This is a genomic window from Nocardia jejuensis NBRC 103114, assembly GCF_001613145.1.
GTDB classification, from domain to species: domain Bacteria; phylum Actinomycetota; class Actinomycetes; order Mycobacteriales; family Mycobacteriaceae; genus Nocardia; species Nocardia jejuensis.
In genome coordinates this window covers 38,276-62,986 of sequence record NZ_BDBU01000050.1, presented here as the reverse complement: position 1 = coordinate 62,986, position 24,711 = coordinate 38,276, and the positions used below count along the sequence as shown (strand labels likewise).

Genomic DNA, 24,711 nt, shown 5'->3' with positions numbered 1-24,711 from the left:
CGCAACTAGATATGCCGAGCAGTACCAGTGCCAAGTCGGCCAAGGCCATCAAGGCTGCGGGTAAGTCCGCCACCGCGACCCGCAAGGGCGGCAAGGGCGGAAAACTCCCCAATCAGCGTCAGATCCCCTGGATGACCATCGGCGCGATCGCCGTCGTGGTCGCCTTGATCGGCGGTATCGCCTGGGTGCTGGTGCCGAAGATTCAGGACAAACGCGAGCTGGACAAGTTCACGCCGAGCGCGCAGCAGAAGGATCCTTCGGACAAGATTTCCGGAGTGGTCAAGAAGGAATACCCGGCCGGTCTGCACGTGGCCTCGACGCAGCGGGTGGCCTATGACCAGGCCCCGCCGTTCGGTGGACCGCACGACGGCTCCTGGGCGGCGTGCACCGGCGTCGTCTACAGCAAGGCGATCCGCACCGAGAATGCCGTGCATTCGCTGGAGCACGGCGCGATCTGGATCGCCTACAACCCGGACAAGGTGGACCAGAGCGGGATCGATCTGCTCAAGTCCAAGGTCGAGGGCAAGCCGTACAGCCTGATGTCGCCGTACCCGGGCCTGGATTCGCCGATCGCCCTGCAGTCCTGGGGCCACCAGCTGAAGCTGGACAAGGCCGATGACAAGCGTGTGACGGAATTCATCACCGCGCTGCGCCTGAACCAGTACGCCTACCCCGAGGTCGGCGCCGACTGCGCCAACCCGACCTTCAGCTCCGACAACCCGCCGCCGTTCGACGCCAGCGCGCCGGGACCGGACGCGGTGCCGATGGACGGTAAGGGCCTGACCCAGGATCCGTCCGAGCTGGGCGGCGGCGGTGCGCCGAGCATGCCCGGTGGCATTTCCGGTCTGCCGGGCGGCATTTCGGGTCTCCCCGGCGGTCTGAGCGGCCTGCCGGACGGCACGTCCGGTCTGCCCGGCGGTATTCCGGCCATTCCGCCGGCGACCGAGGGTCCCGCGGCGGAACAGCCCGAGCAGCCGGCGCCGACGCAGTAATGCCGCCTTTCGTGTCCGATGTGCCCGACCGCAGCGATCCGGAGGATTCGATGGCAGAGCCCGAGCAGCAGCAGGATCGGCGCAGTCAGAAGCCCGCACTGCTGGTGCTCGGCGCGATCGCGGTGGTGCTGCTCGGGTTCGCGGCCGGAATCCTGGTGGGCAATCCGCTGGGTCAATCCCGGACCGAGCCCGGTGCGGTGGATGTGGGCTTCTCCCAGGACATGTCGGTGCATCACGCCCAGGCGGTGCAGATGTCGGGTGTCGCGCTCGCCGGCACCACCGATCCGGATGTGAAGCGCCTGTCCTACGACATCCTCACCACCCAGGCCAATCAGGCGGGCCGGATGCAGGGCTGGCTGCAGCTCTGGGACAAGCCGCTGATCGCGCCCGACGGCTACATGGGCTGGATGACGGACATGTCCTCGCACCATCAGAGCGGCACGGCCGCGCATTCGGGTGCGGTGCAGACCATGCCCGGAATGGCCACCGAACAGGAGCTCACCGCCCTGCGCGGGGCCAGCGGTCCGGCCCTGGACACCCTGTTCCTGCAGCTCATGCTGCGCCACCACCAGGGTGGTCTGCCGATGATCGAGTACGCCGCCCAGCGCGCGGACACCGACGCGGTCCGCTCCCTGGCGGACTCCATGGTCAAGACCCAGACCAGCGAGGCCGACCTGATGACCAAGATGCTCGCCGCCCGCGGCGCATCCCCCCTCCCGCTCTGACCACCTCGGCGCACCGGGCCGAAAACGCCCGGTCCGCCGAGGTTTTTGGCGCACCGCACCCAATGCGATACGCTTTCCCCGCCCGACCGGGAGACCGGACGGGACCATCCCCGCCCTCGTAGCTCAGGGGATAGAGCGTCTGCCTCCGGAGCAGAAGGCCGCAGGTTCGATTCCTGCCGAGGGCACGCGAAACAGCAAGGCCCCGACCGGGTTCCGGTCGGGGCCTTGTTCGTTGCCGGGGTCGCTCCCCCGCTGGGACGCCTCGCGCGGAGGCCGCCGGATCGGGCTTGGTATGAATGCCGGATGGCCCGACACCTCTATCTGTGCCCGCTGCGCTGGTCCGACATGGACGCGGACGGGCATGTGCACAATGCGGCTCATCTGCGGTATCTGGAGGAGTCGCGGATCGATCTGTTCTGGTCGCGGGATTTCGGTGGGTCGAGCGTGGTGGCCCAGATGGACATCGATTACCGGGTGCCGCTGCGGTATCGCACCCATCCGGTGCGGGTGGAGACATGGGTGATCAAGGTGGGCGGGTCGTCGTTCGCGCTGCAGCAGGAGATCCGGGACGAGGACGTGCTGTATTCGACGGCCACCTGCACCATGGTCGCGTTCGACACCGAGACCCAGCGCTCGCGGACGCTGAGCCGGAGCGATCGCACCCTGCTGGAAGGGCTGAGCCTGTGACGCACTCCTACGACATCCAATTGCGGCGCACCGATATGGACGCGCTGGGTCACCTCAACAATGTGGTGTTCGCCCAGTATCTGGACGAAGCCCGCGCGGACCTGCTCACCCGGCACGAATCCGCTTCCACCCCATGGCGAGTCGTGGTGGCGAATCAGCGGCTCAGCTATCGCATGCCGCTGGTCTTCCGGCTCGCGCCGGTCACCGTGACCACCACCGTCGCCCGGCTGGGCACCAGCTCGTTCACTCTGGCCCACGAGGTGCGCGACGACGAGCATCTGTATCTGTCGGCCACCTCCACACTGGTGGCGACGCAGGACAGCGCACCCCGCCCATTGACCACCGCCGAACGCGACTACCTCTCCGGCCTGGTGGCAGAGGGAGCCTGACACCGGCAGCGCGCCGCACGGAATACGCGCTCCCGCCCGCCCCGTGGACGGACCGATTATTTCCCGGCGACGTGCTGCTCACGGGCAGGTCTCGGTATGGTCCGCATCGGCCTCGCCTTGCCGCTCAAAATTCGGACAGACCGGTATGTTCTTGGCATGTCGGGCATCGAGAACGCGCGTAGAACGCTGTCCACTCGCAGACGGCTACCCGGACGCATCGCCACTGTTGTCGCGGCGACCGTCACCGGTGTCACCGTCGGTGCCTCGACCGCGTCGAGCGCCACCGCCACGCCCGTCATGCCGATCTCGGGGGTCATCGACGAGGCCCCGGAACAATCGTTCTATCTGCCCGACGACGACCGGGTTCCGGGCCGGACCGGTTCGGTGATCCAGTTGCGCTCGATCACCGGCGATCCCGGCGTGGCCGGGGCGCGGAACTATCTGGTGCTGTATCGCTCGGTCGATCCGCGCGGCGCGACCGTCGCGGTATCGGGCACCGTGGCCATCCCGGAGGGAACGCCGCCGCCCGGCGGCTGGCCGCTGATCTCCTGGGCGCACGGCACCACGGGCGTCTCGGATATCTGCGCGCCGTCGATGGACACCTCCGAGGAGTATCCGGCGCACGACTACACCTCGCTGGTGCGGCGGGTGCAGGCCAAGTGGGTGGCGGCCGGATACGCGGTCGCGCAGACCGACTATCAGGGGCTGGGCACCCAGGGCTCGCACGGCTATCTGATCGGCAATGCGGAGCAGCGCGCCGTGACGGATATGGCAAGGGCCGCAAGGGAAATCGATAACAGGATCGGCACCCGCTGGGTGGCGATGGGGCATTCACAGGGCGGCCAGGCCGCCATCTTCGCCGACGCGCAGGCACAGCAGTGGGCGCCGGAACTGGAGCTACTGGGCGCGGTGGCCCTGGCCCCGGCCTCCCACCAGGGCCTCGGGCTGCAGGCGGCGCAGGCGGCGACCTCGGCCGGCTCGGCGAACAGCGCGTCCTCGTTCACCGGTGGCGCGACCTCGTTCCTGCCCTTGATCATTCGCGGCGCGCAAACGGTGCACGCCGTGGATCCGGCCCGATTCCTCACTCCCCGAGCCGATTCCATGGTGGCGCTCGCCGATACCGGCTGCATCGGTCAGTTGCGCCGGCCCGATCAGTGGGGTGGGCTGGAGGCCGGAGAGGTCTTCTCCCCCAACGGCGACCTCACCGCGTTGACCCGCGTCCTGAACGAGAACGACCCCAGCACACTGGCTTTCACACAACCACTGCTGGTGCTGCAGGGACGGGCCGACACCACGGTGCCCGCCCTCGCCACCGATGCCATGGTCGCCCAGCAGCGCATGGGCGGACGCCCGGTGCAGTACCGCGGCTATCCGGAGGCCGATCACCGCGGCGTGCTGGACGCCTCGTTCGAGGATGCCCTGGACTGGGTGAACACCCGATTCGGCCGGTAGGTCAGGCCTTCCAGCCCGGATCGCGCCCGAACCAGGCGGCGAGCCGGTCGTAGACCGGGGCGTCCGCGGAGATGGGCACCTCGAGTCCGAAAGTCTTTCCCTCGCCGCGATATTCGGGGCGCAGCATGGAGCGGGACCAGTCGAGCGCGTGTTCGGCCAGCTCCGGATCGAGATCGAGCGTCTGGCCGGTCGCGCGGCCGAGATCCCAGGAATGCATGGCGAATTCGGCGATCTGCTGCGACGCGCGTCCGCGCAGCGGAGCCTCGCCACCGGGCCCCGGCACCAGCCGATCCAGCTCCGCGCTGCGCCAGGCCGCGAGCAGCGGCGCGGACCTGACCCGGAATTCCTCGGCCCAGTCCGTGCCGATGTCCTCGGGTTCGGCCGCCCAGTCCGGTGTCTCTCCGCGCGCGGAGTCGGCGAAGCTGCCGAGAATCTGCCCGGCGATATGGCCGATCAGCTGGTCCACGTCCCAGTCCTGGCACGGGGTGGGCGAGTGCGCCTGATCGGGGCTGATCGCGGCGATGACCTCGCCCATCTGGGCCACCGCCCGCTCCACGAGGTCAACGGTCGGGTCCACGGTCGACTTGTCCGCCATCGGCTCAGACTAGCCCTGCGGCACAGGTCTCCGAGCGATTTCCAGGGGTGCGGAGGTGCTGTGCTCGGGCCGCAGCCGGTACAGCAGATAAATCCCGAACCCGCAGCCCGCGGTGACCGCCAGCGCCGTCCAGCCCGGCACCGCCGAGGCCGTCTGATCCACCGCCCGGTACCAGCGGGGCGAGTACGCGATGCGGCCGAAGCCGCTGCCGCGCACCGCGACGACGAGACAGGGAACCAGCAGCACCGCGATCGCCGCCATCACGCTGGGCGCGGCACGCGGGGTCACCACACCGAAGCTGTAGCCGATCAGCAGTCCGACCGCCGTGATTCCGATGATCGGGACGAGCTGGTTCTGCCGCCCGATGCCGGCCGTGAGCGCCGCGAACACCGACAGCGCCGCGATGCCCAGGATGGCCAGACGGGGCGTCGGCCAGCGGCGACCCGCGTACAGGCCCGCGATGATCAGCACGAGCGGCAGCGGTTCGGTCCAGTCCGGGCGTGGCACCGCGACGATCGCGCTGCCCGCGTTCGCCACGGCCACGGCCAGCAGGACCAGGGTTCCGTCGCGGCCCGGCAGGAACAGCGCCGCGAGACCCGCGGCCAGGAGTATCACGACGGTCGCCGCGGCCAGTTGCAGCGATGTCCCCGCGTGCCTGACGAACCACTCGGTGACCACAGCGGTCGATGTGACCAGCAGCAATGCCGCGAAGATCGGGCCTATCGGCAGGTCGGCGTTCTCGTCGTCGAGCGTCGACTCGTTCCGTTGCACGGCAACGCCCACCGCCAATGCCACCACCGCGCCGAACAGCAGCCACAGCGACGGTGAACCGCTCGACGCTCGTTCGATGGCCGAGGGGGCCGCGCCGCCGGGCGCGGGCAGCGAGGTGAGATCGGCGATCACGATGCTCGACAGCGCGCCGATGAGAAACGCGGTATTCGCTCTGCGCTTGCCGAATACCGCGACGGCGAGTGCGCCCAGGAGTATTCCGCTGAAGATCGAATCGATGTAATTGACCGTGGTCATCGATCCCGTTTCGACGGCATCGCGATTCCAGGTCTGATCGACCAGCAGCACCGCGGCGCTGCACAGCGCGACGACCCAGGCGGTGCGCTTACCGAGAGCGATGACCAGGGCCGCGGTGACGACGGCGAACACCGCACCGGCGGCGGCCGCGCGCGGCATGTTCAGCACCATGAGATCGAGCTGCAGCACCGACCCCTCCGCGGTCCTGCCCAGATCGAGCGGAGCCATCAGCAGGAAACCGGCGACCATGGCGCCCAGAAACGCCGCGGCCACCTCGATGATGCCTGCGTGGCGGCGAATATTCGATATCGATATTTGGCCGTGAGGATGTGCAAACGCGAACCTCGCGCCCATATCGTCACCTTCCCTCGGTGATCGACGCCCTTCGCGCTAACGCACTACGAATCAGCTTTTCCCCTATCGAGGCTAACAGCGACGTTTCGGGCAGGCTCTCGAAAGTGAGCTCTTGCACACCCACTGCAAATACATACGGATGGGCTCGTGTACCCGACCGGCCGTCGTGCGGGTACCAGGCACTTCTCGTTATCGCATCGGCATCCGCGGAGCGGTTCCCGGGGCAGGCACCGGAGTTCGCTGCCTGCGCGAACCCTGCCGGAGAACGTTCCGCTACGCGCAGCGGAAGCGGAAGCTCGCGATCGGGGTGATGCCCGCGATCGCGGTGACCTGCTGGGTGGCGTCGCCGTCGAGGGTGCAGCCGGACGGGGTCGCGACCTGCACGCGGTAGCAGCCCGCGGCGACCGGTGCGGTCGCCGAGCCGTCCTTGCCGGTGGTCACCGGCACCGCGGCGCCGCCCGCGCACGGCGTGACATCGGCCGAGACGCCTGCGATCGGGAACTGTTCCGGACCGAACCCGGCCCGCACCGTTACCGCGCTGTCGGCCGGCGGCTGCGCGGCGGCCAGCGGGGCCGAGGCGAGCGAGGCGACGAGAACGGACATGAGGAACAGCGTGCGGCGCACCGGATCTCCTTCGATCGAACGAGGCGAGGACATCGCCTTCGCGCCAATATAGGTGCTCACCCGGGGGTACAGCCAGATTCGGGGTGCGGGCGTGGTGCGCACCGGATGCTAGACGCTCGTCATGGCCGAGCGCTCGCCGTCGGCCGCGACCGCGCACTGCTCGGAACTGAATGCCACTGCGGCGCCGAGCACTTCGAGATCGACGCGATCGCCCACGACGGGCGCGGCGATGCTGACGCGGCGGACCTGGATGGGCTCGGCCCGACCGTCCAGATCGAGGGTGAGCATGACGTCCGCGCCGCGAAATTCCAAGGCGCGCACGGTGGCACAGCCGGAGTCGCCATTGGTGACCACCTGGGCCAGCAGCTGTTCCGGGCGCATCATCACCGCGCCCGCGCCGAGCGGCGCGCCCGGCTGCACCGGGATCCGGCCGAGCACGGTCTCGGCGGTCCCGGATCCGACTGTCGCGTCGAGAAGCACTGTGTCGCCGAGGAATCCGGCGGTGAACAGATCCGCGGGGGTGGCGTAGACCTGTTCCGGACTGCCGACCTGGGTGAATCGGCCGGTGCACATGACAGCGACCTGGTCGGCGAAGGACAGCGCCTCCTCCTGATCGTGGGTGACCAGGATGCTCGTCATTCCCGCCGCCCGGAGGGTGTCGGCGACGGCCTGGCGGGTGGCGGCACGCAGACCGGTGTCGAGGGCGCTGAAGGGTTCGTCCAGCAGCATGAGTTCGGGCTTGCGGGCCAGCGCGCGGGCGAGCGCCACCCGCTGCTGCTGGCCGCCCGAGAGCTGGTGGGGGCGGCGATCGGCGTAGGACGCGTCCAGCGACACCATGTCCAGCAGTTCGCTCACCCGGGCACGATGGCGGCGGCTCGCACCGAGGCCGCCGTTCAAGCCGTAGGAGATGTTCTGACCGACGGTCAGGTGCGGGAACAGCGCGCCGTCCTGTGCCACGTATCCGATATTGCGGCGGTGTGCCGCGAGCGTGAAGCCCTCGCGGGTAACGCTTTTCGTCCCGACCGTCACCGATCCGGAATCGGGGTGCTCGAAGCCCGCGATGACCCGCAGCAGCGTCGTCTTCCCGCAGCCCGACGAACCGACCACGGCCGTGGCGCTGCCGTGCGGCACCTCGAGGTCGATGCCGTCGAGCACCCGCGCTCCCCCGAACGACTTCGACACGTTCTCTACGACAAGACGACTCATACTCCCGCCGCCTTCCTGGATTGAGTGAAGAGCAGATAGGTGACCGGCACCGCCGTGACGATCATGATCAGCGCGTACGGCGCCGCGGCCGCGTAGTCCAGTTCGCTGGACAGCGACCAGAACCGCATGGCGAGGGTGCGAGTGCCGTTGGGCGCCAGCAGGAGTGTGGCCGTGAGTTCGGTGGCGACCGCCACGAACACCATGGCCGCCGCCGCGGCGGCAGCGGGCGCGGTCAGGCGCAGCGTGACCCGGAAGAACGTCACGAACCCGGATTTCCCCAGCGCCTGCGACATCTCCTCCAGCCCGACCGGCACCTGCGCGAGCCCGGAACGCACGCTCACCAGCGCGCGCGGCAGGAACATGAGCGTGTACGCGGCCAGCACCGTCGCGGCCGTCTGATAGACGGCGGGCAGCCAGCGAATGGTCACGGTCACCAGGGCCAGCGCGATCACGATGCCCGGCAGCGAACTGGTGATGTAGTTGCAGCCCTCGATGATTCGCGCGAATCGTGAGGTGGAGCGCACCGCGATCCAGGCCACCGGGAAGGCGCACAGGGTGGTGATGACCGCCGCGGTGGCCGCCAATCCGACCGTCTGGCCGAGCGCTTCGCCGATATCGGCCATCTGCCAGACCGCGCTCCCGCCCTTGCGCAGCCAGCGCACGATGGTCCAGAGCGGGACGCCGAGCGCGGCCACCAGGGCGGCGCACAGCAGCAGGAAGACCGGAATCTTCGCCGGGCCCAGTCGAACCCGGGTCGCCGCGCGCGGTGCGCCCGCGCCGATCCGCGCGTAGCGGGCGGTGCCGCGCAGGCCCGCCTCACCGGCCAGCAGCACCAGGCACAGCACCACCAGCACGCCGGCCAGGGTGCTGCCCGCCGGTCCGGCGAAACTCGACTGGTACTGCTCGAAGATCGCGGTGGTGAAGGTGGAGAACCTGATCATGGCGAAGGCGCCGTATTCGGCGAGCAGGTGCAGCGAGATGAGCAGACCGCCGCCGAGGATGGCCAATCGCAACTGCGGCAGCGTGATTCGCAGGAATACCCGCACCGGGCCGGAGCCAAGGGCCCGCGCGGACTCCTCCACCGCCGGGTCCAGCCGGCGCAAGGTGGCGGCGGCCGGCAGGTACACCAGCGGGAAGTAGGACATGGTGGCGATGAGCACGCCCGCCCACAGTCCGTGCAGTGACGGAATCGCGCTGACCCAGCCGTAGGAGTTGACGAACGCCGGAACCGCCAGCGGCGCAGCGAAGATCGGGCCCCACCACGTGGCTCCGGGAACGTCGGTGCGTTCCACGATCCAGGCCAGTCCGATTCCGGCGACCAGACAGACCGGAACGGTGATGACCACCAGAGCGACCGTATTGCGCAGCAATTCGCCGACGCGGGGCCGGAAGACCAGTTCCGCGGTCTCGTGGAAGCCGGTCGAGAACAGCGTGGTCACGATGTAGCCCAGCGGCACGAAGGTGGCCGCCACCAGAATCAGGGCGGCGATCGTGACGAGAAATCCGGGCCTGCGTACCCCGGAGAGACCGGCCCGGTTCGCCGCAGCCGTGCGCACAGCCATGGCTAGAGCAGACCGGCCTCGGTCATCAGCTGGGTGACCTTCTTCGCATCCAGCTTGCTCGGGTCGATCTTAGGCGCGTCCAGCGAATCCAACGGCGGCAGTGCCGGATTGGCCGCGACGTTCGCCGAGACCGGGGTATTCCATCGAGGTGCCGTCGCGCAGCACCTCCTGCCCCTTGCGAGAGGCGATGAAGCTCAGGAACTTCTGGGCGTTCTCCGACTTCTTGCTCGACTTCAGCACGCCGCCACCGGAAATCGAGACGAAAGCGCCCGGATCCTGGTTCTTGAAGTAGTACAGCGCGGTATTGCCGCTGCTCTCCTTGGTCGCGGCCTGATCGCGGTACCAGTAGTAGTGGTAGATCACGCCGCCCTCGAACTGGCCGGAGTTCACGCCCTTCATGGTGGTGACATTGTTCTGCGAGGCGATCGCGTTGTCCTTCATGCCTTTGAGCCAGGCCTTGGTGACGTCCTCACCCTTCAGCGCCAGCAGGGCGGCCACGATGGCCTGGAAGTCCGCGCCGGACACGCCCGCGCTCCAGCGGCCCTTCCACTGCGGCTGCTGCAGATCCAGCAGCGACTTGGGCAGCTGGTCGGCGGGCAGCTTGCCGGTGTTGTAGACGAAAACCGTGGAGCGCGCGGCGATTCCGGTCCACTTGCCGGTGGAGGGGCGGTACTGCTCGGGCACATCGGCCAGGGTGGCCGGGTCGACGTCGGCGAACAGGCCGGCGTTCTCGACCAGCGCCATCGCCGGGGAGTTCTCGGTGAGGAAGACGTCGGCGGGCGAGTTCTTGCCCTCGGCGACGATCTGGTTACCGAGGTCGGTGTCACCGCCCTGGCGCAGGGTCACCTTGATGCCGGTGTCCTTGGTGAAGGCGTCGGCCCATTCCTTGGTGAGGGATTCGTGCTGGGCGTTGTAGACCAGGATCTCGTTCTCGTCCTTGGACGCGTTCGAGCAGGCCGTCACCCCCAACAGCGTGATGGCCGCGATCGCACCGGACAGAAATTTCCATGGGGCCGCCGTCATGACCGTCCTTTCGACACGCCTACCCTCACCGCTGAGGATTGGCTAACCAACCTACCGCCAACGGGAAGTCGCAGGTCGGCCACCCCACCGAATCGCAATGGATTTGCCGTAATCTGCGGACATTCAGTGGTGGCTCGACTCGACAGGAATTCGATGACCTTCCCGACCGACGGACAACGGCACAGCGCATCCGACTCGGAACAGCAAGCCTCCAGCGAACATCGGGGATCCCGCCGCACCGGATTGCTCGTCGGCCTGAGCGTGCTGGCCGTAGCCGTCATCGGCGGCGGTACCGCCTTGGCCGTCACCATGACCGGCAAGGACACCCCGACCGACACCCAGCGCATCGAGTCCTCGATCCGCGACTTCTACTCCACCCTCGCCGCCCAGGGCCCGTCGATCGCGTTCACCCAGGCCTGCGCCGCCGACCGGGCCCAGTTCGACGCCCTCCCCGCCGCCCAGCGCACCGCATCCGACCAGGGCAAGGTCACCATGGACGTCGCCTCCATCGACCAGATCATCGTCACCGGTGACCGCGCCACCGCCACCACGATCGGCACCCTGAAACTCCCAGGCGCGCAAGACAAGCCCACCACCACCGCCGAACACCTCCGCGACGAGGACGGCACCTGGAAAGTCTGCTCCTCCGACGCCCGCTAGGCCGCCGAGTCCGCACACGACCGTGCCCCCTGTGAATTCACAGGGGGCACAGTCTTTCTCGAGAGCGAGCGGCGGGATTCGAACCCGCGTGACAGGCTTTGCAGGCCTGCTCCTAAACCCCTCGGACACACCCGCATTGCTGTACATAGTGCCGGGGCCCGACACCTCGGGACAGGGTTGGAATCACCGTGATTTCTTTCGGGCGGCCGGGGCGGGGCGGGGGCGTGCGATGATCGGGGGCATGTCTCGGCCACGTCCCCTGCCGCTCGATCCGATCGAGGAGGCGCATCGTCAGTGGACGGAGCACGGGTGGGGGGAGGTCGCCGACGGGATGGCGGCGGTCACCTCGCTGGTGCGGGCGCAGCAGATCGTGATGGCCCGGGTGGACGAGGCGTTGAAGCCGTCGGGGCTGACGTTCTCGCGGTACGAGCTACTGATGCTGCTGGGGTTCAGCAAAACGGGCGCGCTGCCGATGGCGGTCGCCAGTGCCCGGCTCCAGGTGCATCCGACGAGCGTGACCAATACGGTGGACCGGCTCGAGGCGGCGAAGCTGGTGAAGCGGGTGCCGCATCCGAGTGACCGGCGCGCGACGCTGATCGAAATAACGGATGCCGGAAGAGAATTGGTGGCCAAGGCCACCATTCAGTTGAACCGGCAGGTCTTCGCCGAGACGAGCCTGCCGCCGGAACGTTTGCAATTGTTGCTGGAATTGCTGGCGGAGTTCCGGCAATCGGCAGGCGATTTCGATACAGGTGGCTCCCCCACCCGATGGGCCGGGCAGTAACCGTCCAGCATCCGGTCAGCCAATTTCCTGCGTCATTCCCTTGGATTCGGGACGCAAAGGGTTCACCATTGAGGCCATGGTGCTGGTCCTCGGGGTCTCGGCGGGCGCAGGGGGTGCACGTGCCATGCTCACCCACTCCGACCAGCCGCATCTCCCCCCGATCGATCGATGCCGGGTGGGACGTCGCGAGAACGGTGTGGAGGACACGGTTTTCGAGGCCATCCGGTTGATGCGGAAGTCCGCGGCCAAGCGCGACGAATTCATTACCGGTATCGCCGTGACCTGCCGCTGTTCCTCCCAGGCCGAGGCCATTCGCACCACCGCGGGACGCAATCGCCTCACGGTCATCGACGAACCGGTGGCGCAGCTGCGATATCTCAAGTTCACCGGCCGATTGCCGGCCGAGGGCTCGATCCTGTTGTACGACCTGGGCGCCTCGGGCCTGACCCTGACGCAGATCGACTGCCGGACCGAGGCGGTCCTGGCCACCAAACGCAGCACCGTGCTCTGCGGGGAGGGCCACGACGCGCTGCTGCGCTGGCTGCTGGTGCGCGGCGGCGTCACCGTGGATATGCGGTCAACCCGCCATTACAAGGAAATGCTCGCCACCGATCGGGTGCTGACGGTCTGCGATCCGATCTCCGGACAGCGCGCGGTCATCACGCGCAGCGATTTCGCCGAACTGGTCGAGGCCGGGATCCATCACTCCGCGTCCTTCGTCCGGCACATGATGGAGGAGACCGGGGTCCGGCCCACGGCCATGGCCCTGCTGGGCGGATGCACCAGGAACAAGAGCATTCGCGACGAGCTGGAACAGCAGCTCGACCTGCCGATGATCTACGACCCGGAACCCGAGTTCGTCTCGACGCGCGGTGCGGTGCTGCTGGCCGCGGAACGCCCGTCCGCGCGCCGGGTGCGCAGTGTGCGACTCACTCCGCTCGGCCTGGGCCGCACCTCGTCGAACGAACCGGTGTCGCGGCGCAAACTCGTGGCTGCGGTAGCTGTGACGGCGACGCTGGGCGGAACGATCGTCGGCGCGCTGGCCATGGACCGCGAGACCGGCGATCACACGGACGGAAAACCACCGACCGTGGAAGTGGTGGGGCCCCCGAGACACGGGTAGGCCACAGCCCCCGGGTCATGACAAACCCCGACATGACAAACCCCGACATGGCAACCCCGGACATGACGAAGGGCCGGGATCTACCCCGGCCCTTCGCTTACCGCTACGACTACTTGTTGCCGAAGGCGGCCGGACGCTTCTCGACGAAGGCGTTCATGCCTTCCTTCTGATCCTCGGTGGCGAACAGCGAGTGGAAGACCCGGCGTTCGAAACGCAGTCCCTCGGTCAGGGTGACCTCGAAGGAGCGGTCGACCGCTTCCTTGGCGATCATCACCGACGGCAGCGACATGGACGCGATGGTGGTGGCCACCTCGAGCGCGGTCGCGACCAGCTCGGCGGCCGGGACGATGCGCGAGACCAGCCCCGCGCGCTCGGCCTCCTCGGCATCCATGTTCCGGCCGGTGAGAATGAGATCCATGGCCTTGGCCTTGCCGACCGCGCGGGTGAGGCGCTGCGAACCGCCCATACCGGGGATGACGCCGAGCTTGATCTCGGGCTGCCCGAACTTGGCAGTGTCCGCGGCCAGCAGGATGTCGCACATCATGGCCAGCTCACAGCCGCCGCCGAGGGCGTAGCCCGCGACCGCCGCGATGATCGGCTTGCGGAAGGCGACAAGTCGGTCCCAGCCCGCGAAGTGATCGGTGAGGAACATGTCCATGTAGGACTTGCTCTGCATCTCCTTGATGTCCGCGCCGGCCGCGAAGGCCCGCTCGGACCCGGTGAGCACGACCGCGCCGATCTCGTCGTCGTTCTCGAGCTCGTCGAGGGCGGCGGTGATATCGGTCAGCACCTGGGAATTGAGGGCGTTGAGGGCCTTCGGCCGATTGAGCGTGATGAGGGCGACTCGTCCCTTGCGCTCCAGCAGAATGGTCTCGAAGTCACGCCCGCCCGTCACCCGGCCGCCATCACCCGATGAATCGCCCTGCGATGCCGTCATTCTCGTTCTCCTCCAGATCGCTTACGGATATCGGTGACGATAGCCGAGAAATCCTTGCCCGCTTCGTCCTGGTTGAAGCGACTGTAGATCTGCGCGGCGAGCTGACCGATCTGCCCGTCGACGCCGTTGGCCGCCAGCGCACCGGCGGCCAGACCGAGGTCCTTGCTCATCAGCGCGGTGGCGAAGCCCGGCTGGTAGTCGTTGTTGGCCGGACTGGTCGGGACCGGTCCGGGAACCGGGCAGTACGAGGTCAGAGCCCAGCTCTGGCCCGAGGCGGTGGAGACCACGTCGAAGAACTTGTCGTGGCTCAGGCCGAGCTTCTCCCCGAGCACGATGGCCTCGGACAACCCGATCATGGAGATGCCCAGGATCATGTTGTTGCACACCTTGGCGGCCTGGCCGACGCCCGCGCCGCCGCAGTGCACGACCTTGCCGCCCATGACCTCCAGCAGCGGGAGCGCGTCGGCGAAGTCGGCCTCCGCGCCGCCCACCATGAAGGTGAGCGTGCCCGCCGCGGCGCCCGCGACGCCACCGGAGACCGGTGCGTCCACGGCCCGATGTCCCGCTGCCGCAGCGAGTTCCGCCGCCGCCTTGGCGTCGGCCACGTCGATGGTGGAGCAGTCGACGAACAGGGTGCCGGGCGCGGCCGCGGACAGGATGTCGCCGTAGACGTCGAGCACGATGCGACCGTTGGGCAGCATGGTGATCACGACATCGGCGTCGGCGACGGCGCGGGCGGCGTCGTGCACGACGGTCGCGCCGTCCTCGCGGGCCTGATCCTGTGCTGCCGGAACGGGATCGAAGGCGAGCACCTCGTATCCGGCCTTGACCAGATTGGCGGCCATCGGGCCGCCCATGTGCCCGAGGCCGAGGAAGGCCACCTTCTTGCTGACGGTAGTGCTCATGAACGGTCCTTCACGATGACGGCCTGCGGTGCGGCCGAGCCCAATTCGCGATCGCCCAGCTCGGTGAAATACGCGTCCACCTCGGCCTCGGTGACCTCGGCGAGGGTGGCGGGAGACCACTGCGGGTTGCGATCCTTGTCGATGACCTGGGCGCGAATGCCTTCGACCAGATCGTGGGTACTCAGTGCTGCGACCGAGACCCGGTACTCCTGGTTCAGCGCCGTCTCGAGGTTCTCGGCGGTGCGTGCGCTGCGCAGCGAGCGCAGCGTGACCTTCAGCGCGACAGGCGATTTCGCCAGCACATCCGCGGCGGCTTTCGCGGCCTCGGCGCGGCCGTCGTGCTGCAGGCGGTGCACGATCTCCTCGACCGTGTCCGCGCTGTAGCAGTAGTCGATCCACTCCCGCTGCGCGGCGAAGTCCGACACGGGCGCGGGCTGCGCGAATTTGGCGATGGCCACGTCGGCGGTATTGCCGCGCAGGGCTTCGAGCAGTGCGGGCAGATGCTCCGAGGGCACGAAGTAGTCGGCGAATCCGGCCGCGATGGCGTCACCGGCATTCATCCGCGCCGTGGTCAGCGCGATATGGGTGCCGATCTCACCCGGTGCGTGCGAGAGCAGGTAGGTGCCGCCCACGTCCGGGACGAAGCCGATGCCGGTCTCGGGCATGCCGATCATGGAGCGCTCGGTGACGACGCGATGCCCGGCGTGGCCGGACAGGCCGACGCCGCCGCCCATCACGATGCCGTCCATGATCGCCACGTAGGGCTTGGGGTACCGGCCGATGAGCGCGTTGAGGATGTACTCGTCGCGCCAGAACCGGCCGCTCGGCGAGTCGGCGGCGGTGTGCGCCGAATCCCGGTGCGCGACAGCGTTCTTCGCGTCGGTGTGGATGGCGACGATATCGCCGCCCGCGCACAGCCCGCGCTCTCCCGCGCCGGTGAGCACGATGGTTTTCACCTCGTCGTCGGTGGCCCACTCGCGCAGCGCGTCCAGAATGACAAGGGCCATCGGATGATTCAGCGCGTTGATGGCCTTCGGCCGGTTCAGCGTGATCAGGCCGAGGCCGTCGCGCTTGTCGATCAAGACTTCCGGTTCCACCGTGCCTCGTGCGTCGCTCATGCTGCTCCCACCACCGAGCGGGCGACAACCACCCGCATGATCTCGTTCGTGCCCTCGAGAATCTGATGCACCCGCAGGTCGCGGACGATCTTCTCGATCCCGTATTCGGCGAGGTAACCGTAGCCACCGTGCAACTGCAGGGCCTTGTTGGCCACCTCGAAGCCCGCATCGGTGGCGAAACGCTTGGCCATGGCGCACAGCTCGACCTTGTCCGCGGCGTCCGCGTCCAGGGCCGCCGCGGCGCGCCACAGCAGCGTGCGGGCCGCTTCGAGCGAGGTCCGCATATCGGCGAGCTCGAATTGCAGGGCCGTGTTGTCCAGCAGTCTGGACCCGAAGGCCTTGCGTTGCCCGAGATACGCCACGGTCCGATCCATGGCCTCCTGGGCGCCGCCGAGCGAGCAGGCGGCGATATTGAGGCGCCCGCCGTTGAGCCCGTTCATGGCGATCCGGAAGCCGTTGCCCTCGGCGCCGAGCAGGTTGCCCGCGGGCACCCGCACGCCGTCCAGCACGACCTGCCGGGTGGGCTGCGCGTTCCAGCCCATCTTCTTCTCGTTCGCGCCGAAGGAGAGGCCGGGGGCGTCGGCGGGCACGATGAACGCCGAAATGCCGCGCGCGCCACCGTCTCCCGTGCGGGCCATCACCACGTACACATCGGTGGAGCCCGCGCCGGAGATGAATTGCTTGACGCCGGTGAGTAGATAGTCCTGACCGTCTCGCACGGCCCTGGTGCTCAGCGCGGCCGCGTCGGACCCGACGCCCGGTTCGGTGAGCGCGTAACTGCCGAGCAGATCCATCGAGGTCAGGCCGGGCAGCCACCGATTGCGCTGTGCCTCGTCGCCGTAACTGTCGATCATCCACGCGACCATATTGTGGATGGAGATGTAGGCGGCGATGGCCGGGCAGCCGGTCGAGAGCTGCTCGAAGATGCGCACGGCATCCAGGCGCCGCAGCCCCGAGCCGCCCACGTCCTCGCGAATGTAGATGCCGCCCATGCCGAGCGAGCCGGCCTTGCGCACCACATCGATCGGAAAGTGCTTGTGCTCGTCCCATTCCAGCGCGTTGGGGGCGAGCAGCTCGTCGGCAAAGGAGCGGGCGGTGTCTGTGATCGCCTTCTCGTCGTCGTCGAGAACGAACATGTCCGTCAATCCATCGTCGGGATGACGAACGCGTTGGCCGCGGAACCGGCGGAGCGGCCCGAGGACACGGATTCCTTTCCGCCGGAGGGCCAACGCTGGGTCACCGTCTTGGTCTTGGTGTAGAAGCGGATCGAGTCCGGCCCGTGCTGGTTGAGATCACCGAAGCCGGAGCGCTTCCAGCCGCCGAAGGTGTGGTAGGCGATCGGCACCGGGATCGGCACGTTGATGCCGACCATGCCGACCTGTACGCGTGCGGCGAAGTCGCGGGCGGTGTCGCCGTCGCGGGTGAAGATGGCCACGCCGTTGCCGTACTCGTGCTCGTTCGGCAGGCGCAGCGCCGCCTCGTAGTCCGCGGCGCGCACGATGGCCAGCACCGGACCGAAGATCTCTTCCTTGTAGATCCGCATCTCGGGGGTCACGCGGTCGAACAGCGTTGCGCCGGCGAAGAATCCGTCCTCGCCGCCCTCGACCACCAGGCCGCGCCCGTCGATGACGATCTCCGCGCCCTCGTCCACGCCGATCTGCACGTAGTTGTTCACCCGGTCCACGCCGTCACGGCCGACCAGCGGGCCGAAGTCCGCGCCCGGATCGTCCGAGAGTCCGACATTGAGCTTGGCGATGCGCTCGATCAGCTTCTCGCGCAGGCGATCCGCGGTCTCCTCGCCGACCGGAACGGCGACCGAGATGGCCATGCAGCGCTCGCCGGCCGAGCCGTAGCCCGCTCCGATCAGCTGGTCCGCGACGTCGTCCAGGTCGGCGTCCGGCATGACGATCGCGTGGTTCTTCGCGCCGCCGAAGCACTGCGCGCGCTTACCGTTGGCGGTGGCGGTCTCGTAGATGTACTGCGCGATCGGGGTCGAGCCGACGAAGCCGACGGCCTTGATCCGCTCGTCGTTCAGGATGGTGTCGACGGCTTCCTTGTCACCGTTGACCACGTTGAACACGCCCGCGGGCAGTCCGGCCTCGAGGAACAGCTCGGCCAGGCGCAGCGGCACCGAGGGGTCGCGCTCGGACGGCTTGAGCACGAAGGCGTTTCCACACGCCAGTGCGGGTCCGGCCTTCCACAGCGGGATCATGGCCGGGAAGTTGAAGGGCGTGATGCCCGCGACGACGCCGAGCGGCTGACGCATGGAGTACACGTCGATGCCGGTGCCCGCGCTCTCGGTGTACTCACCTTTGAGCAGGTGCGGGATGCCGACCGCGAATTCGATGACCTCGAGCCCGCGCTGGATATCCCCCTTGGCATCGGGAATGGTCTTGCCGTGCTCGGCCGAGAGCAGCGCCGCGAGCGAATCCATCTCGTCCTGGACCAGGGTCAGGAACTTCATCAGGACCCGGGCGCGCTTCTGCGGGTTGTACGCGGCCCACACCAGCTGAGCCTCGGCCGCGTTCGCGATGACGGCCTCGACTTCGGACTTGCTCGCCAGCGGCACGCGGGCCTGCACCTGGCCGGTACTGGGATTGAACACATCCCCGAAGCGACCGGAGGTGCCGGCGACGTGCTGTCCACCGATGAAGTGGGTGATTTCGCGAACCATGCCAGTCCTGTCTTCGTGCGCCCGCTGGGCTCGTGGTGTGGCGACTCACGGGAATCCCGCGCGGTCGGTCTTCGGTCACCATATAGTTGGACATCCAAGTATTTCTAGGCGCGAACACTGTGGCGGATCTCACGCCGGAATTAATTTGACGTCCTACTATCGGTATATCAACCGACTCGGGTCCCTCCGGAGGATGCCATGCCCGATCTGCACGTTCCCGTGAACCCCGTCCGGTTCGTGACCTCGGCCGCGCTGTTCGACGGGCACGACGCCGCGATCAACATCATGCGGCGGATCCTGCAATCCCAAGGCGCCGAGGTCATCCATCTCGGGCACAATCGCGCGGTCCAGGAGGTCGTGGACGCGGCGGTCACCGAGGACGTGCAGGGCGTGGCGGTCAGCTCGTATCAGGGCGGGCACATCGAGTACTTCGAATATCTGGCCACCGCGCTGAAGGAGGCCGGGGCGGGGCACGTCCGAATCTTCGGCGGCGGCGGCGGAGTCATCGTCCCGGAGGAGATCGCACGGCTCGGGGCCGCCGGGGTGACCATCTTCTCGCCCGAGGACGGCCAGCGGCTGGGGCTGCCGGGAATGATCAACGAGCTGATTTCCGAGTGCGACGTGGATCTTTCGCACTCGCCCGCACCGATCGAGGCGGTGCTCAGCGGCGACCGGGCGGCACTGGCGCGCACGCTCACCTGCCTGCAGCAGGGAACCCTGCCGGAGTCCGATCTGGCGGCGCTGAGGGCCGCCGCGGCCACCCGGCCGGTGCCGGTACTGGGCATCACGGGCACCGGTGGCTCCGGAAAGTCTTCTCTCACGGACGAACTCGTGCGGCGCTTGCGCACCGATCAGCAGGACAAGCTGCGGGTGGCTGTGCTTGCGGTGGATCCCACTCGGCGGCGCGGCGGCGGCGCGCTGCTGGGCGACCGCATTCGGATGAACTCCCTGGACGGCGAGCGGGTGTACTTCCGCTCGCTCGCCACCCGCGGCGCGCGTGAGGTTCCGGTGGGTATCGACGAGATGGTGAACGCCTGCAAGGCAGCGGGTTACGACCTGGTCATCCTGGAGACACCCGGTACCGGACAGGGTGATGCCGCCATCGCCGAGCACGTCGACGTGGCGCTGTATGTGATGACACCGGAGTTCGGCGCGGCGTCGCAGCTCGAGAAGATCGACATGCTCGATTTCGCGGATGTGGTGGCCATCAACAAATTCGAGCGCCGCGGCGCGCAGGACGCGCTGCGGGACGTGTCGCGGCAGTTGGTGCGCAATCGCGAGGAATTCCACGCCTCACCCGACGATATGCCCGTATTCGGCACCAGTGCGGCCACTTTCAACGACGACGGCGTCACCGCCCTCTATCAGCATCTGACCGGATTGCTCGGCGAGCGTGGACTTCCCCTGGAAGCGGGGGTGCTGCCCACGGTGAGCACCCGCGCCTCCACCCGTTTCGCGCAGATCATTCCGCCCGCGCGGGTGCGGTATCTGGCCGAGATCGCGGCGGCGGTGCGCGACTATCACGCGGACACCGCACAGCAGTGCGAGGCCGCGCGGCGGGTCCAGCGGCTGGAGGCGGTACTGGCCGAACTGCCCGATGGCGCCGACGCCGATTCGGCTGCACACCAGTCTGTTTCACCCGCGTGGGCAGCGGTGGAAGACCTGCTGCGGGGCGCGCGCGAGGATCTCACGCCCGCGAACACCACCCTGCTCGCCCAGTGGCCGGCGATCGCCGAGTCCTACCGGGGCGAGGAACAGGTGATCCGCGTGCGCGACCGGGAGATCCGAACGGCGCTGCGACGGGAGACGCTGTCCGGCAACTCGATTCCCCGGGTGGCGCTGCCCCGCTACACCGATCACGGTGAGCTGCTGCGGTTCCTGCGCGCGGAGCACCTGCCGGGACGGTTCCCCTTCACCGCCGGAGTTTTCGCGTTCAAACGCGACAACGAGGACCCCGCCCGCATGTTCGCCGGTGAGGGCGACGCCTTCCGCACCAACCGGCGCTTCAAGGTGCTCTCGGAACACAGTGACGCCAAGCGGCTTTCGACGGCGTTCGATTCGGTGACCCTGTACGGGCACGATCCGGCCGAGCGGCCGGACATCTACGGCAAGGTCGGCACCTCGGGCGTGTCCATCGCGACCCTGGACGATATGAAGGCGCTGTACGACGGCTTCGACCTGAACGCGCCCGCCACCTCGGTCTCCATGACCATCAACGGCCCGGCCCCGACGATCCTGGCGTTCTTCCTCAATACGGCCATCGACCGTGCGCTGGAACGCTTCTCGGCCGCCGAGGGCCGCGAACCCACCGCGACCGAGGCCGCCCGAGTGCGCGCCGACGCCCTGGCCACCGTGCGCGGCACCGTGCAGGCCGACATCCTCAAGGAGGATCAGGGCCAGAACACCTGCATCTTCTCCACCGAGTTCAGCCTGCGGATGATGGCCGATATCCAGGAATGGTTCGTGCGCAACGAGGTTCGCAATTTCTACTCCGTGTCCATTTCCGGTTATCACATCGCCGAGGCCGGTGCGAACCCGATCAGCCAGCTGGCCTTCACCCTGGCCAACGGATTCACCTATGTGGAGTCGTATCTGGCGCGCGGCATGAAGATCGACGATTTCGCACCGAACCTGTCGTTCTTCTTCTCCAACGGGATGGACGCGGAGTACTCGGTGATCGGCCGGGTGGCCCGGCGCATCTGGGCGGTCGCCATGCGGGACAGGTACGGGGCCGACGAGCGGTCCCAGAAACTCAAGTACCACGTGCAGACCTCCGGGCGCTCGCTGCACGCACAGGAGATGAGCTTCAACGACATTCGCACCACGCTGCAGGCGCTGATCGCCGTCTACGACAACTGCAACAGCCTGCACACCAATGCCTACGACGAGGCCGTCACCACCCCCACCGAGGAATCGGTGCGGCGAGCGCTGGCGATTCAGCTCGTCATCAATCGGGAGTGGGGCCTGGCGATGAACGAGAATCCGCTGCAGGGCAGTTTCATCATCGAGGAGCTCACCGATCTGGTGGAGGAGGCGGTGCTGACCGAATTCGACCGGATCAACGAGCGCGGCGGTGTACTGGGCGCGATGGAGACCGGCTATCAGCGCGGGCGAATCCAGGACGAGTCGATGCTGTACGAGCGGCGCAAGCACGAGGGCAGCCTGCCGATCGTCGGAGTGAACACCTTCCGCAATCCGCACGGCGAACAGCAGCGGGTGCTCGAATTGGCGCGCGGGACAACGCAGGAGAAGGAGTCCCAGTTACAGCGAGTGCGGGAGTTCACCGCCGCACATCGCGAGGAGGCTCCGGAGATGCTCGCCCGGCTGGCCGCGGCGGCCAGTGGCGACGAGAACGCCTTCGAGGTGCTCATGGAGGCCGCGCGGGTGTGCACACTGCAGCAGATCACCGACACCTTCTTCACCGTGGGCGGGCAGTATCGGCGCAACGTCTGACCTCGTGCGGCCGGTCCGAGGGCACTGTGGGACCCGGCTCGATGAAATTCGAAAACTCTGTCGGTCCCGGTGATTACGCTCGCCTCGTGCAAGCCAGAGGAACATTCAGTGTGAAGTCGTTCGTGCCCACCGATGTGGTCCCCGAACCTGCTGTCGCCACCGCGATGCCCGTGGGCATCGCCAGGATGGAGAAGCAGTTCGAGGGTGAGATCGTGGGCCGCTCCGCGACGCTGTTCACCTCGGCGTTCGATCAGAGTTCCGGCGCGGGAACCTATGTCGCGATGGAATCCTTCGAGGGCGAGCTGAACGGGCGGGCCGGGGCGTTCAATTTCGCGCACTCGGCCACCACCAGCGGCGAGGATCGCGTCGCCGAGTTCTTCGTGATCGTCGCCGGCAGCGGCACCGGCGCGCTGACCGGCATCACGGGCGGCGGCGGCATGACCGTGGACGCTGACGGCAGCCATCGCCTCTGGTTCGACTACGAATTGGGCTGATCGCCGGACCCCGGCGCCCGGCCGCGGCGGGTTCGGCGGGCACCGGGACGCGCGATGTCCGATTCCGGCTCTCCGGGGCCCGCCGCGTGGAACAATCCGCAGAGGCCGAGCCGGGCGGAAGGGACATCATGGACCTTGCGGGAATGTCAGTCGTGGATGCGCACATCCATCAGTGGGATCCGCTGACCACGCCCCGTGGTTTCAGCGGGCTGGCGAAGCTCTTCAAATACGTGCCGGTGCCGATCGACCTGGCCGCACGGCTCGCGCCCAAGCGCGACCGGGAATTCGTCGGTGATCCGACGCCCTTCGTCCGGCCGTATCTTCCGGCCGACTATCGCACCGACGCCGGGGACGTTCCGGTCGAGGCCATCGTGCACATCGAGGTGGAGTGGACCGGCAAGGGCGTGCTGGGGCCGGTCGAGGAAACGCGCTGGGTAGCGAGCCTGCCCTTCGGGGTGGACACCCCGGCCCTGGGCGCGATCATCGGGGCGGGCGATCCGGCCGCGCCCGGTTTCGCCGATCTGCTCGACGCGCACCGCTCGGCCTCACCGCTGTTCCGCGGGATCCGCACCCGCGTCGAGCACCATCCCGATCCGGATGTGCGCGCGCACGACAAGGCCCCCGGGTCACTCACCTCCGCGGCGTTCCTGGAGGGCTTCGGCGCGCTCGCCGAACGCGGCCTGTCCTTCGAGGCCTGGGTGTACTCGCATCAGTTGCCCGAGGTCACCGCGCTGGCCTCACGCTATCCGGACGCCACCATCGTGCTCAACCATCTCGCCACGCCCGCAGGCATTTTCGGGCCGGTCGGCAAGCACACCGGTCAGAATCCGGGGCAGCGACGTGATCTGTTCCTGCGCTGGCGCGACGATCTCACCGCGCTGGCCACCCATCCGAATGTGGTGGCCAAGGTGAGCGGCCTGATGATGCCGATCCTCGGCCATCCGGTCCCGCCGCGCGGCGAGCCCACGCCCGTCCCGGTGCTGCTGGATCGCGTGTCCCCCATGCTGCACCACGCGCTGGACGTGTTCGGTCCCGATCGGCTGCTGTGGGGCTCGAATTTCCCGGTGGACAAACCGATCACGAGCATCGGCAATGCCGCCGAGGTGGTGGCGACCGCGCTCACCGACCACGGGGCCGACGCCAAGGCGCTCGAACAGGTCTTCCGCACCACCGCACAGCGCGTCTACGCGGTCGACGACTTCTGATCCGAGCACGCAGCGATCGACTCGCCCGCCCTGATGCCGGGCGGATCGGTCGGGCAGAACCAATCAGTCGGGCAGAGCCGATCAGTCCGGCAGAGCCAGATATCGGGTGCCGAGCAGGTCGGCGGTCTGCGCCACGTGCGCCACCACCCGATCGGTGTCGGCGTCGATCGCGCCGGTGCGCCAGGCGGTGAGCAGTTCGATGAAACCGCCTATGCCCATGAGGGTTCCCATGCGCAGATCGGATTCGTCCACACCGGGGCGCAGGTACGGGCGGGCGGCGGCGATGAGGAAATCGGTGGCGTCGGTGAGGGTCGTTCTCCGCCGCGCCTCGAGGATGCGACTGCCCGCGTGATCGCCGAACAGGATCCGCGCGGGGCCGTCGATCTGCAGGGTCACCGCGCGGGCGATGGCCAGGTGCAGAATCTCGAGCGGAGCCCTGCCGAGCTGCTCGGCGATCACGCCGGAGAGTTCACCGAAGACCTCGAAGCAGACCTCGTCCCAGACCGCGCCGAGCAGTTCGTCGCGATCGGCGAAATGTTCGTAGAAGTAGCGGTCGTTCAGGCCCGCTCCGGTGCACACGCCACGCATAGTGACTGCGGCCCAGCCGTTCTCGAGCCAGATGCGCAGAGCCGTATCGATCAGTTTGCGACGGCGTTCGGCCCGGCGCTGCTCCTGGGTTCGCCCGCCCCAGGTGCGGGTCGGTGCGCTCACGTCCACCTCCGG

General features: G+C 68.0%; 22 protein-coding genes, 2 tRNA genes and 1 pseudogene. 12 read left to right on the top strand and 13 right to left on the bottom strand.

Annotation, left to right across the window (positions count from 1 at the left end; translation table 11 throughout):
* The first annotated feature begins 11 nt into the window (after positions 1-11).
* The 6 genes from NJ1_RS32355 (at position 12) to NJ1_RS32330 (ending at position 4,245) form a co-directional block, all read left to right on the top strand.
* The gene (locus NJ1_RS32355) at positions 12-992 is read left to right on the top strand and encodes a thioredoxin-like domain-containing protein (RefSeq protein ID WP_067702161.1); all 981 of its coding nucleotides are present in this window, start codon (positions 12-14) and stop codon (positions 990-992) included.
* Positions 993-1,042: 50 nt separating this feature from the next.
* The gene (locus NJ1_RS32350) at positions 1,043-1,717 is read left to right on the top strand and encodes a DUF305 domain-containing protein (protein WP_067702269.1); all 675 of its coding nucleotides are present in this window, start codon (positions 1,043-1,045) and stop codon (positions 1,715-1,717) included.
* 112 nt (positions 1,718-1,829) lie between these two features.
* Positions 1,830-1,902 (top strand) — tRNA-Arg (locus NJ1_RS32345).
* 118 nt (positions 1,903-2,020) lie between these two features.
* The gene (locus NJ1_RS32340) at positions 2,021-2,404 is read left to right on the top strand and encodes an acyl-CoA thioesterase (RefSeq protein ID WP_067702158.1); all 384 of its coding nucleotides are present in this window, start codon (positions 2,021-2,023) and stop codon (positions 2,402-2,404) included.
* A complete protein-coding gene (locus tag NJ1_RS32335; RefSeq protein ID WP_084479084.1) occupies positions 2,401-2,793 on the top strand; it encodes an acyl-CoA thioesterase in 393 nt (130 codons plus the stop codon). The genes NJ1_RS32340 and NJ1_RS32335 overlap by 4 nt, the downstream gene beginning before the upstream one ends.
* Positions 2,794-2,949: 156 nt before the next feature.
* Complete coding sequence (locus tag NJ1_RS32330; RefSeq protein ID WP_067702155.1) at positions 2,950-4,245, top strand: alpha/beta hydrolase family protein; 1,296 nt, start codon at positions 2,950-2,952, stop codon at positions 4,243-4,245.
* A 1-nt stretch (position 4,246) separates the two neighbouring features.
* Here the strand turns inward: NJ1_RS32330 and NJ1_RS32325 are convergent, their stop codons facing one another.
* The 6 genes and pseudogenes from NJ1_RS32325 to NJ1_RS32300 form a co-directional block, all read right to left on the bottom strand.
* On the bottom strand, positions 4,247-4,840 hold the full coding sequence (locus NJ1_RS32325) for a TIGR03086 family metal-binding protein (RefSeq protein WP_084479082.1): 594 nt from the start codon (positions 4,838-4,840) through the stop codon (positions 4,247-4,249).
* A gap of 9 nt (positions 4,841-4,849) precedes the next feature.
* Positions 4,850-6,139 carry a hypothetical protein gene (locus NJ1_RS32320; protein WP_067702152.1) on the bottom strand — a complete coding sequence of 430 codons (1,290 nt, stop codon included), beginning with the start codon at positions 6,137-6,139 and terminating at the stop codon, positions 4,850-4,852.
* A gap of 354 nt (positions 6,140-6,493) precedes the next feature.
* Positions 6,494-6,844 (bottom strand): hypothetical protein, encoded by a 351-nt coding sequence (locus NJ1_RS32315; RefSeq protein WP_157574422.1) that lies wholly within the window; start codon positions 6,842-6,844, stop codon positions 6,494-6,496.
* Positions 6,845-6,952: 108 nt separating this feature from the next.
* Positions 6,953-8,050 carry an ABC transporter ATP-binding protein gene (locus NJ1_RS32310; RefSeq protein ID WP_067702146.1) on the bottom strand — a complete coding sequence of 366 codons (1,098 nt, stop codon included), beginning with the start codon at positions 8,048-8,050 and terminating at the stop codon, positions 6,953-6,955.
* Positions 8,047-9,612 carry an ABC transporter permease gene (locus NJ1_RS32305; protein ID WP_067702143.1) on the bottom strand — a complete coding sequence of 522 codons (1,566 nt, stop codon included), beginning with the start codon at positions 9,610-9,612 and terminating at the stop codon, positions 8,047-8,049. Before NJ1_RS32305 ends, NJ1_RS32310 begins: the two co-directional genes overlap by 4 nt.
* 2 nt (positions 9,613-9,614) lie before the next feature.
* Positions 9,615-10,635 (bottom strand): annotated as a pseudogene (locus tag NJ1_RS32300) (iron ABC transporter substrate-binding protein).
* A gap of 153 nt (positions 10,636-10,788) precedes the next feature.
* Here NJ1_RS32300 and NJ1_RS32295 point away from each other — a divergent pair.
* Entirely contained in the window at positions 10,789-11,295 is a 507-nt protein-coding gene (locus NJ1_RS32295; protein ID WP_067702140.1) for an Rv0361 family membrane protein, read from the top strand.
* A 63-nt stretch (positions 11,296-11,358) separates the two neighbouring features.
* On the opposite strand, the gene NJ1_RS32290 is transcribed toward NJ1_RS32295, so the two are convergent.
* Positions 11,359-11,430: transfer RNA gene (locus tag NJ1_RS32290), tRNA-Cys, on the bottom strand.
* Between the two features lie 106 nt (positions 11,431-11,536).
* On the opposite strand from NJ1_RS32290, the gene NJ1_RS32285 reads away from it, so the two are divergent.
* Entirely contained in the window at positions 11,537-12,079 is a 543-nt protein-coding gene (locus NJ1_RS32285) for a MarR family winged helix-turn-helix transcriptional regulator (protein WP_067702261.1), read from the top strand.
* 76 nt (positions 12,080-12,155) lie between these two features.
* Positions 12,156-13,202 (top strand): Hsp70 family protein, encoded by a 1,047-nt coding sequence (locus NJ1_RS32280; RefSeq protein WP_067702138.1) that lies wholly within the window; start codon positions 12,156-12,158, stop codon positions 13,200-13,202.
* Between the two features lie 109 nt (positions 13,203-13,311).
* On the opposite strand, the gene NJ1_RS32275 is transcribed toward NJ1_RS32280, so the two are convergent.
* From NJ1_RS32275 to NJ1_RS32255, 5 genes are read right to left on the bottom strand one after another with little or no spacing between them, the layout of a single operon-like run.
* Positions 13,312-14,139, bottom strand: coding sequence for an enoyl-CoA hydratase (locus NJ1_RS32275; protein WP_067702135.1), 828 nt, complete (start codon positions 14,137-14,139; stop codon positions 13,312-13,314).
* Positions 14,136-15,044: a 3-hydroxyisobutyrate dehydrogenase gene (mmsB, locus tag NJ1_RS32270; RefSeq protein ID WP_067702132.1), complete on the bottom strand. Its 909-nt coding sequence runs from the start codon at positions 15,042-15,044 to the stop codon at positions 14,136-14,138. The genes NJ1_RS32275 and mmsB overlap by 4 nt, the downstream gene beginning before the upstream one ends.
* Complete coding sequence (locus NJ1_RS32265; RefSeq protein ID WP_067702128.1) at positions 15,041-16,162, bottom strand: enoyl-CoA hydratase/isomerase family protein; 1,122 nt, start codon at positions 16,160-16,162, stop codon at positions 15,041-15,043. Before NJ1_RS32265 ends, mmsB begins: the two co-directional genes overlap by 4 nt.
* Entirely contained in the window at positions 16,159-17,298 is a 1,140-nt protein-coding gene (locus NJ1_RS32260) for an acyl-CoA dehydrogenase family protein (RefSeq protein ID WP_067702126.1), read from the bottom strand. Before NJ1_RS32260 ends, NJ1_RS32265 begins: the two co-directional genes overlap by 4 nt.
* Before the next feature lie 5 nt (positions 17,299-17,303).
* Positions 17,304-18,836 (bottom strand): CoA-acylating methylmalonate-semialdehyde dehydrogenase, encoded by a 1,533-nt coding sequence (locus NJ1_RS32255; RefSeq protein WP_067702123.1) that lies wholly within the window; start codon positions 18,834-18,836, stop codon positions 17,304-17,306.
* Between the two features lie 198 nt (positions 18,837-19,034).
* Here NJ1_RS32255 and icmF point away from each other — a divergent pair, with 198 nt between their 5' ends.
* The 3 genes from icmF (at position 19,035) to NJ1_RS32240 (ending at position 23,988) form a co-directional block, all read left to right on the top strand.
* Positions 19,035-22,289: a fused isobutyryl-CoA mutase/GTPase IcmF gene (gene icmF, locus NJ1_RS32250; RefSeq protein WP_067702119.1), complete on the top strand. Its 3,255-nt coding sequence runs from the start codon at positions 19,035-19,037 to the stop codon at positions 22,287-22,289.
* A 41-nt stretch (positions 22,290-22,330) separates the two neighbouring features.
* Positions 22,331-22,783, top strand: a complete 453-nt coding sequence (locus NJ1_RS32245) for a DUF3224 domain-containing protein (RefSeq protein ID WP_281202269.1) — start codon at positions 22,331-22,333, stop codon at positions 22,781-22,783.
* A gap of 143 nt (positions 22,784-22,926) precedes the next feature.
* Positions 22,927-23,988, top strand: coding sequence for an amidohydrolase family protein (locus NJ1_RS32240; protein ID WP_245717683.1), 1,062 nt, complete (start codon positions 22,927-22,929; stop codon positions 23,986-23,988).
* An 81-nt stretch (positions 23,989-24,069) separates the two neighbouring features.
* Here the strand turns inward: NJ1_RS32240 and NJ1_RS32235 are convergent, their stop codons facing one another.
* A complete protein-coding gene (locus tag NJ1_RS32235; RefSeq protein WP_067702252.1) occupies positions 24,070-24,699 on the bottom strand; it encodes a TetR/AcrR family transcriptional regulator in 630 nt (209 codons plus the stop codon).
* Between the last annotated feature and the right edge of the window lie 12 nt (positions 24,700-24,711).

Excerpts from the sequence above, each read along its gene's own strand:
- NJ1_RS32355 (WP_067702161.1), top strand. The coding sequence starts at position 12 with ATGCCGAGCAGTACCAGTGCCAAGTCGGCCAAGGCCATCAAGGCTGCG.
- NJ1_RS32350 (WP_067702269.1), top strand. The coding sequence starts at position 1,043 with ATGGCAGAGCCCGAGCAGCAGCAGGATCGGCGCAGTCAGAAGCCCGCA.
- NJ1_RS32340 (WP_067702158.1), top strand. The coding sequence starts at position 2,021 with ATGGCCCGACACCTCTATCTGTGCCCGCTGCGCTGGTCCGACATGGAC.
- NJ1_RS32330 (WP_067702155.1), top strand. The coding sequence starts at position 2,950 with ATGTCGGGCATCGAGAACGCGCGTAGAACGCTGTCCACTCGCAGACGG.
- NJ1_RS32325 (WP_084479082.1), bottom strand. The coding sequence starts at position 4,840 with ATGGCGGACAAGTCGACCGTGGACCCGACCGTTGACCTCGTGGAGCGG.
- NJ1_RS32310 (WP_067702146.1), bottom strand. The coding sequence starts at position 8,050 with ATGAGTCGTCTTGTCGTAGAGAACGTGTCGAAGTCGTTCGGGGGAGCG.
- NJ1_RS32305 (WP_067702143.1), bottom strand. The coding sequence starts at position 9,612 with ATGGCTGTGCGCACGGCTGCGGCGAACCGGGCCGGTCTCTCCGGGGTA.
- NJ1_RS32295 (WP_067702140.1), top strand. The coding sequence starts at position 10,789 with ATGACCTTCCCGACCGACGGACAACGGCACAGCGCATCCGACTCGGAA.
- NJ1_RS32285 (WP_067702261.1), top strand. The coding sequence starts at position 11,537 with ATGTCTCGGCCACGTCCCCTGCCGCTCGATCCGATCGAGGAGGCGCAT.
- NJ1_RS32280 (WP_067702138.1), top strand. The coding sequence starts at position 12,156 with ATGGTGCTGGTCCTCGGGGTCTCGGCGGGCGCAGGGGGTGCACGTGCC.
- NJ1_RS32275 (WP_067702135.1), bottom strand. The coding sequence starts at position 14,139 with ATGACGGCATCGCAGGGCGATTCATCGGGTGATGGCGGCCGGGTGACG.
- mmsB (WP_067702132.1), bottom strand. The coding sequence starts at position 15,044 with ATGAGCACTACCGTCAGCAAGAAGGTGGCCTTCCTCGGCCTCGGGCAC.
- NJ1_RS32265 (WP_067702128.1), bottom strand. The coding sequence starts at position 16,162 with ATGAGCGACGCACGAGGCACGGTGGAACCGGAAGTCTTGATCGACAAG.
- NJ1_RS32260 (WP_067702126.1), bottom strand. The coding sequence starts at position 17,298 with ATGTTCGTTCTCGACGACGACGAGAAGGCGATCACAGACACCGCCCGC.
- NJ1_RS32255 (WP_067702123.1), bottom strand. The coding sequence starts at position 18,836 with ATGGTTCGCGAAATCACCCACTTCATCGGTGGACAGCACGTCGCCGGC.
- icmF (WP_067702119.1), top strand. The coding sequence starts at position 19,035 with ATGCCCGATCTGCACGTTCCCGTGAACCCCGTCCGGTTCGTGACCTCG.
- NJ1_RS32245 (WP_281202269.1), top strand. The coding sequence starts at position 22,331 with ATGAAATTCGAAAACTCTGTCGGTCCCGGTGATTACGCTCGCCTCGTG.
- NJ1_RS32240 (WP_245717683.1), top strand. The coding sequence starts at position 22,927 with ATGTCAGTCGTGGATGCGCACATCCATCAGTGGGATCCGCTGACCACG.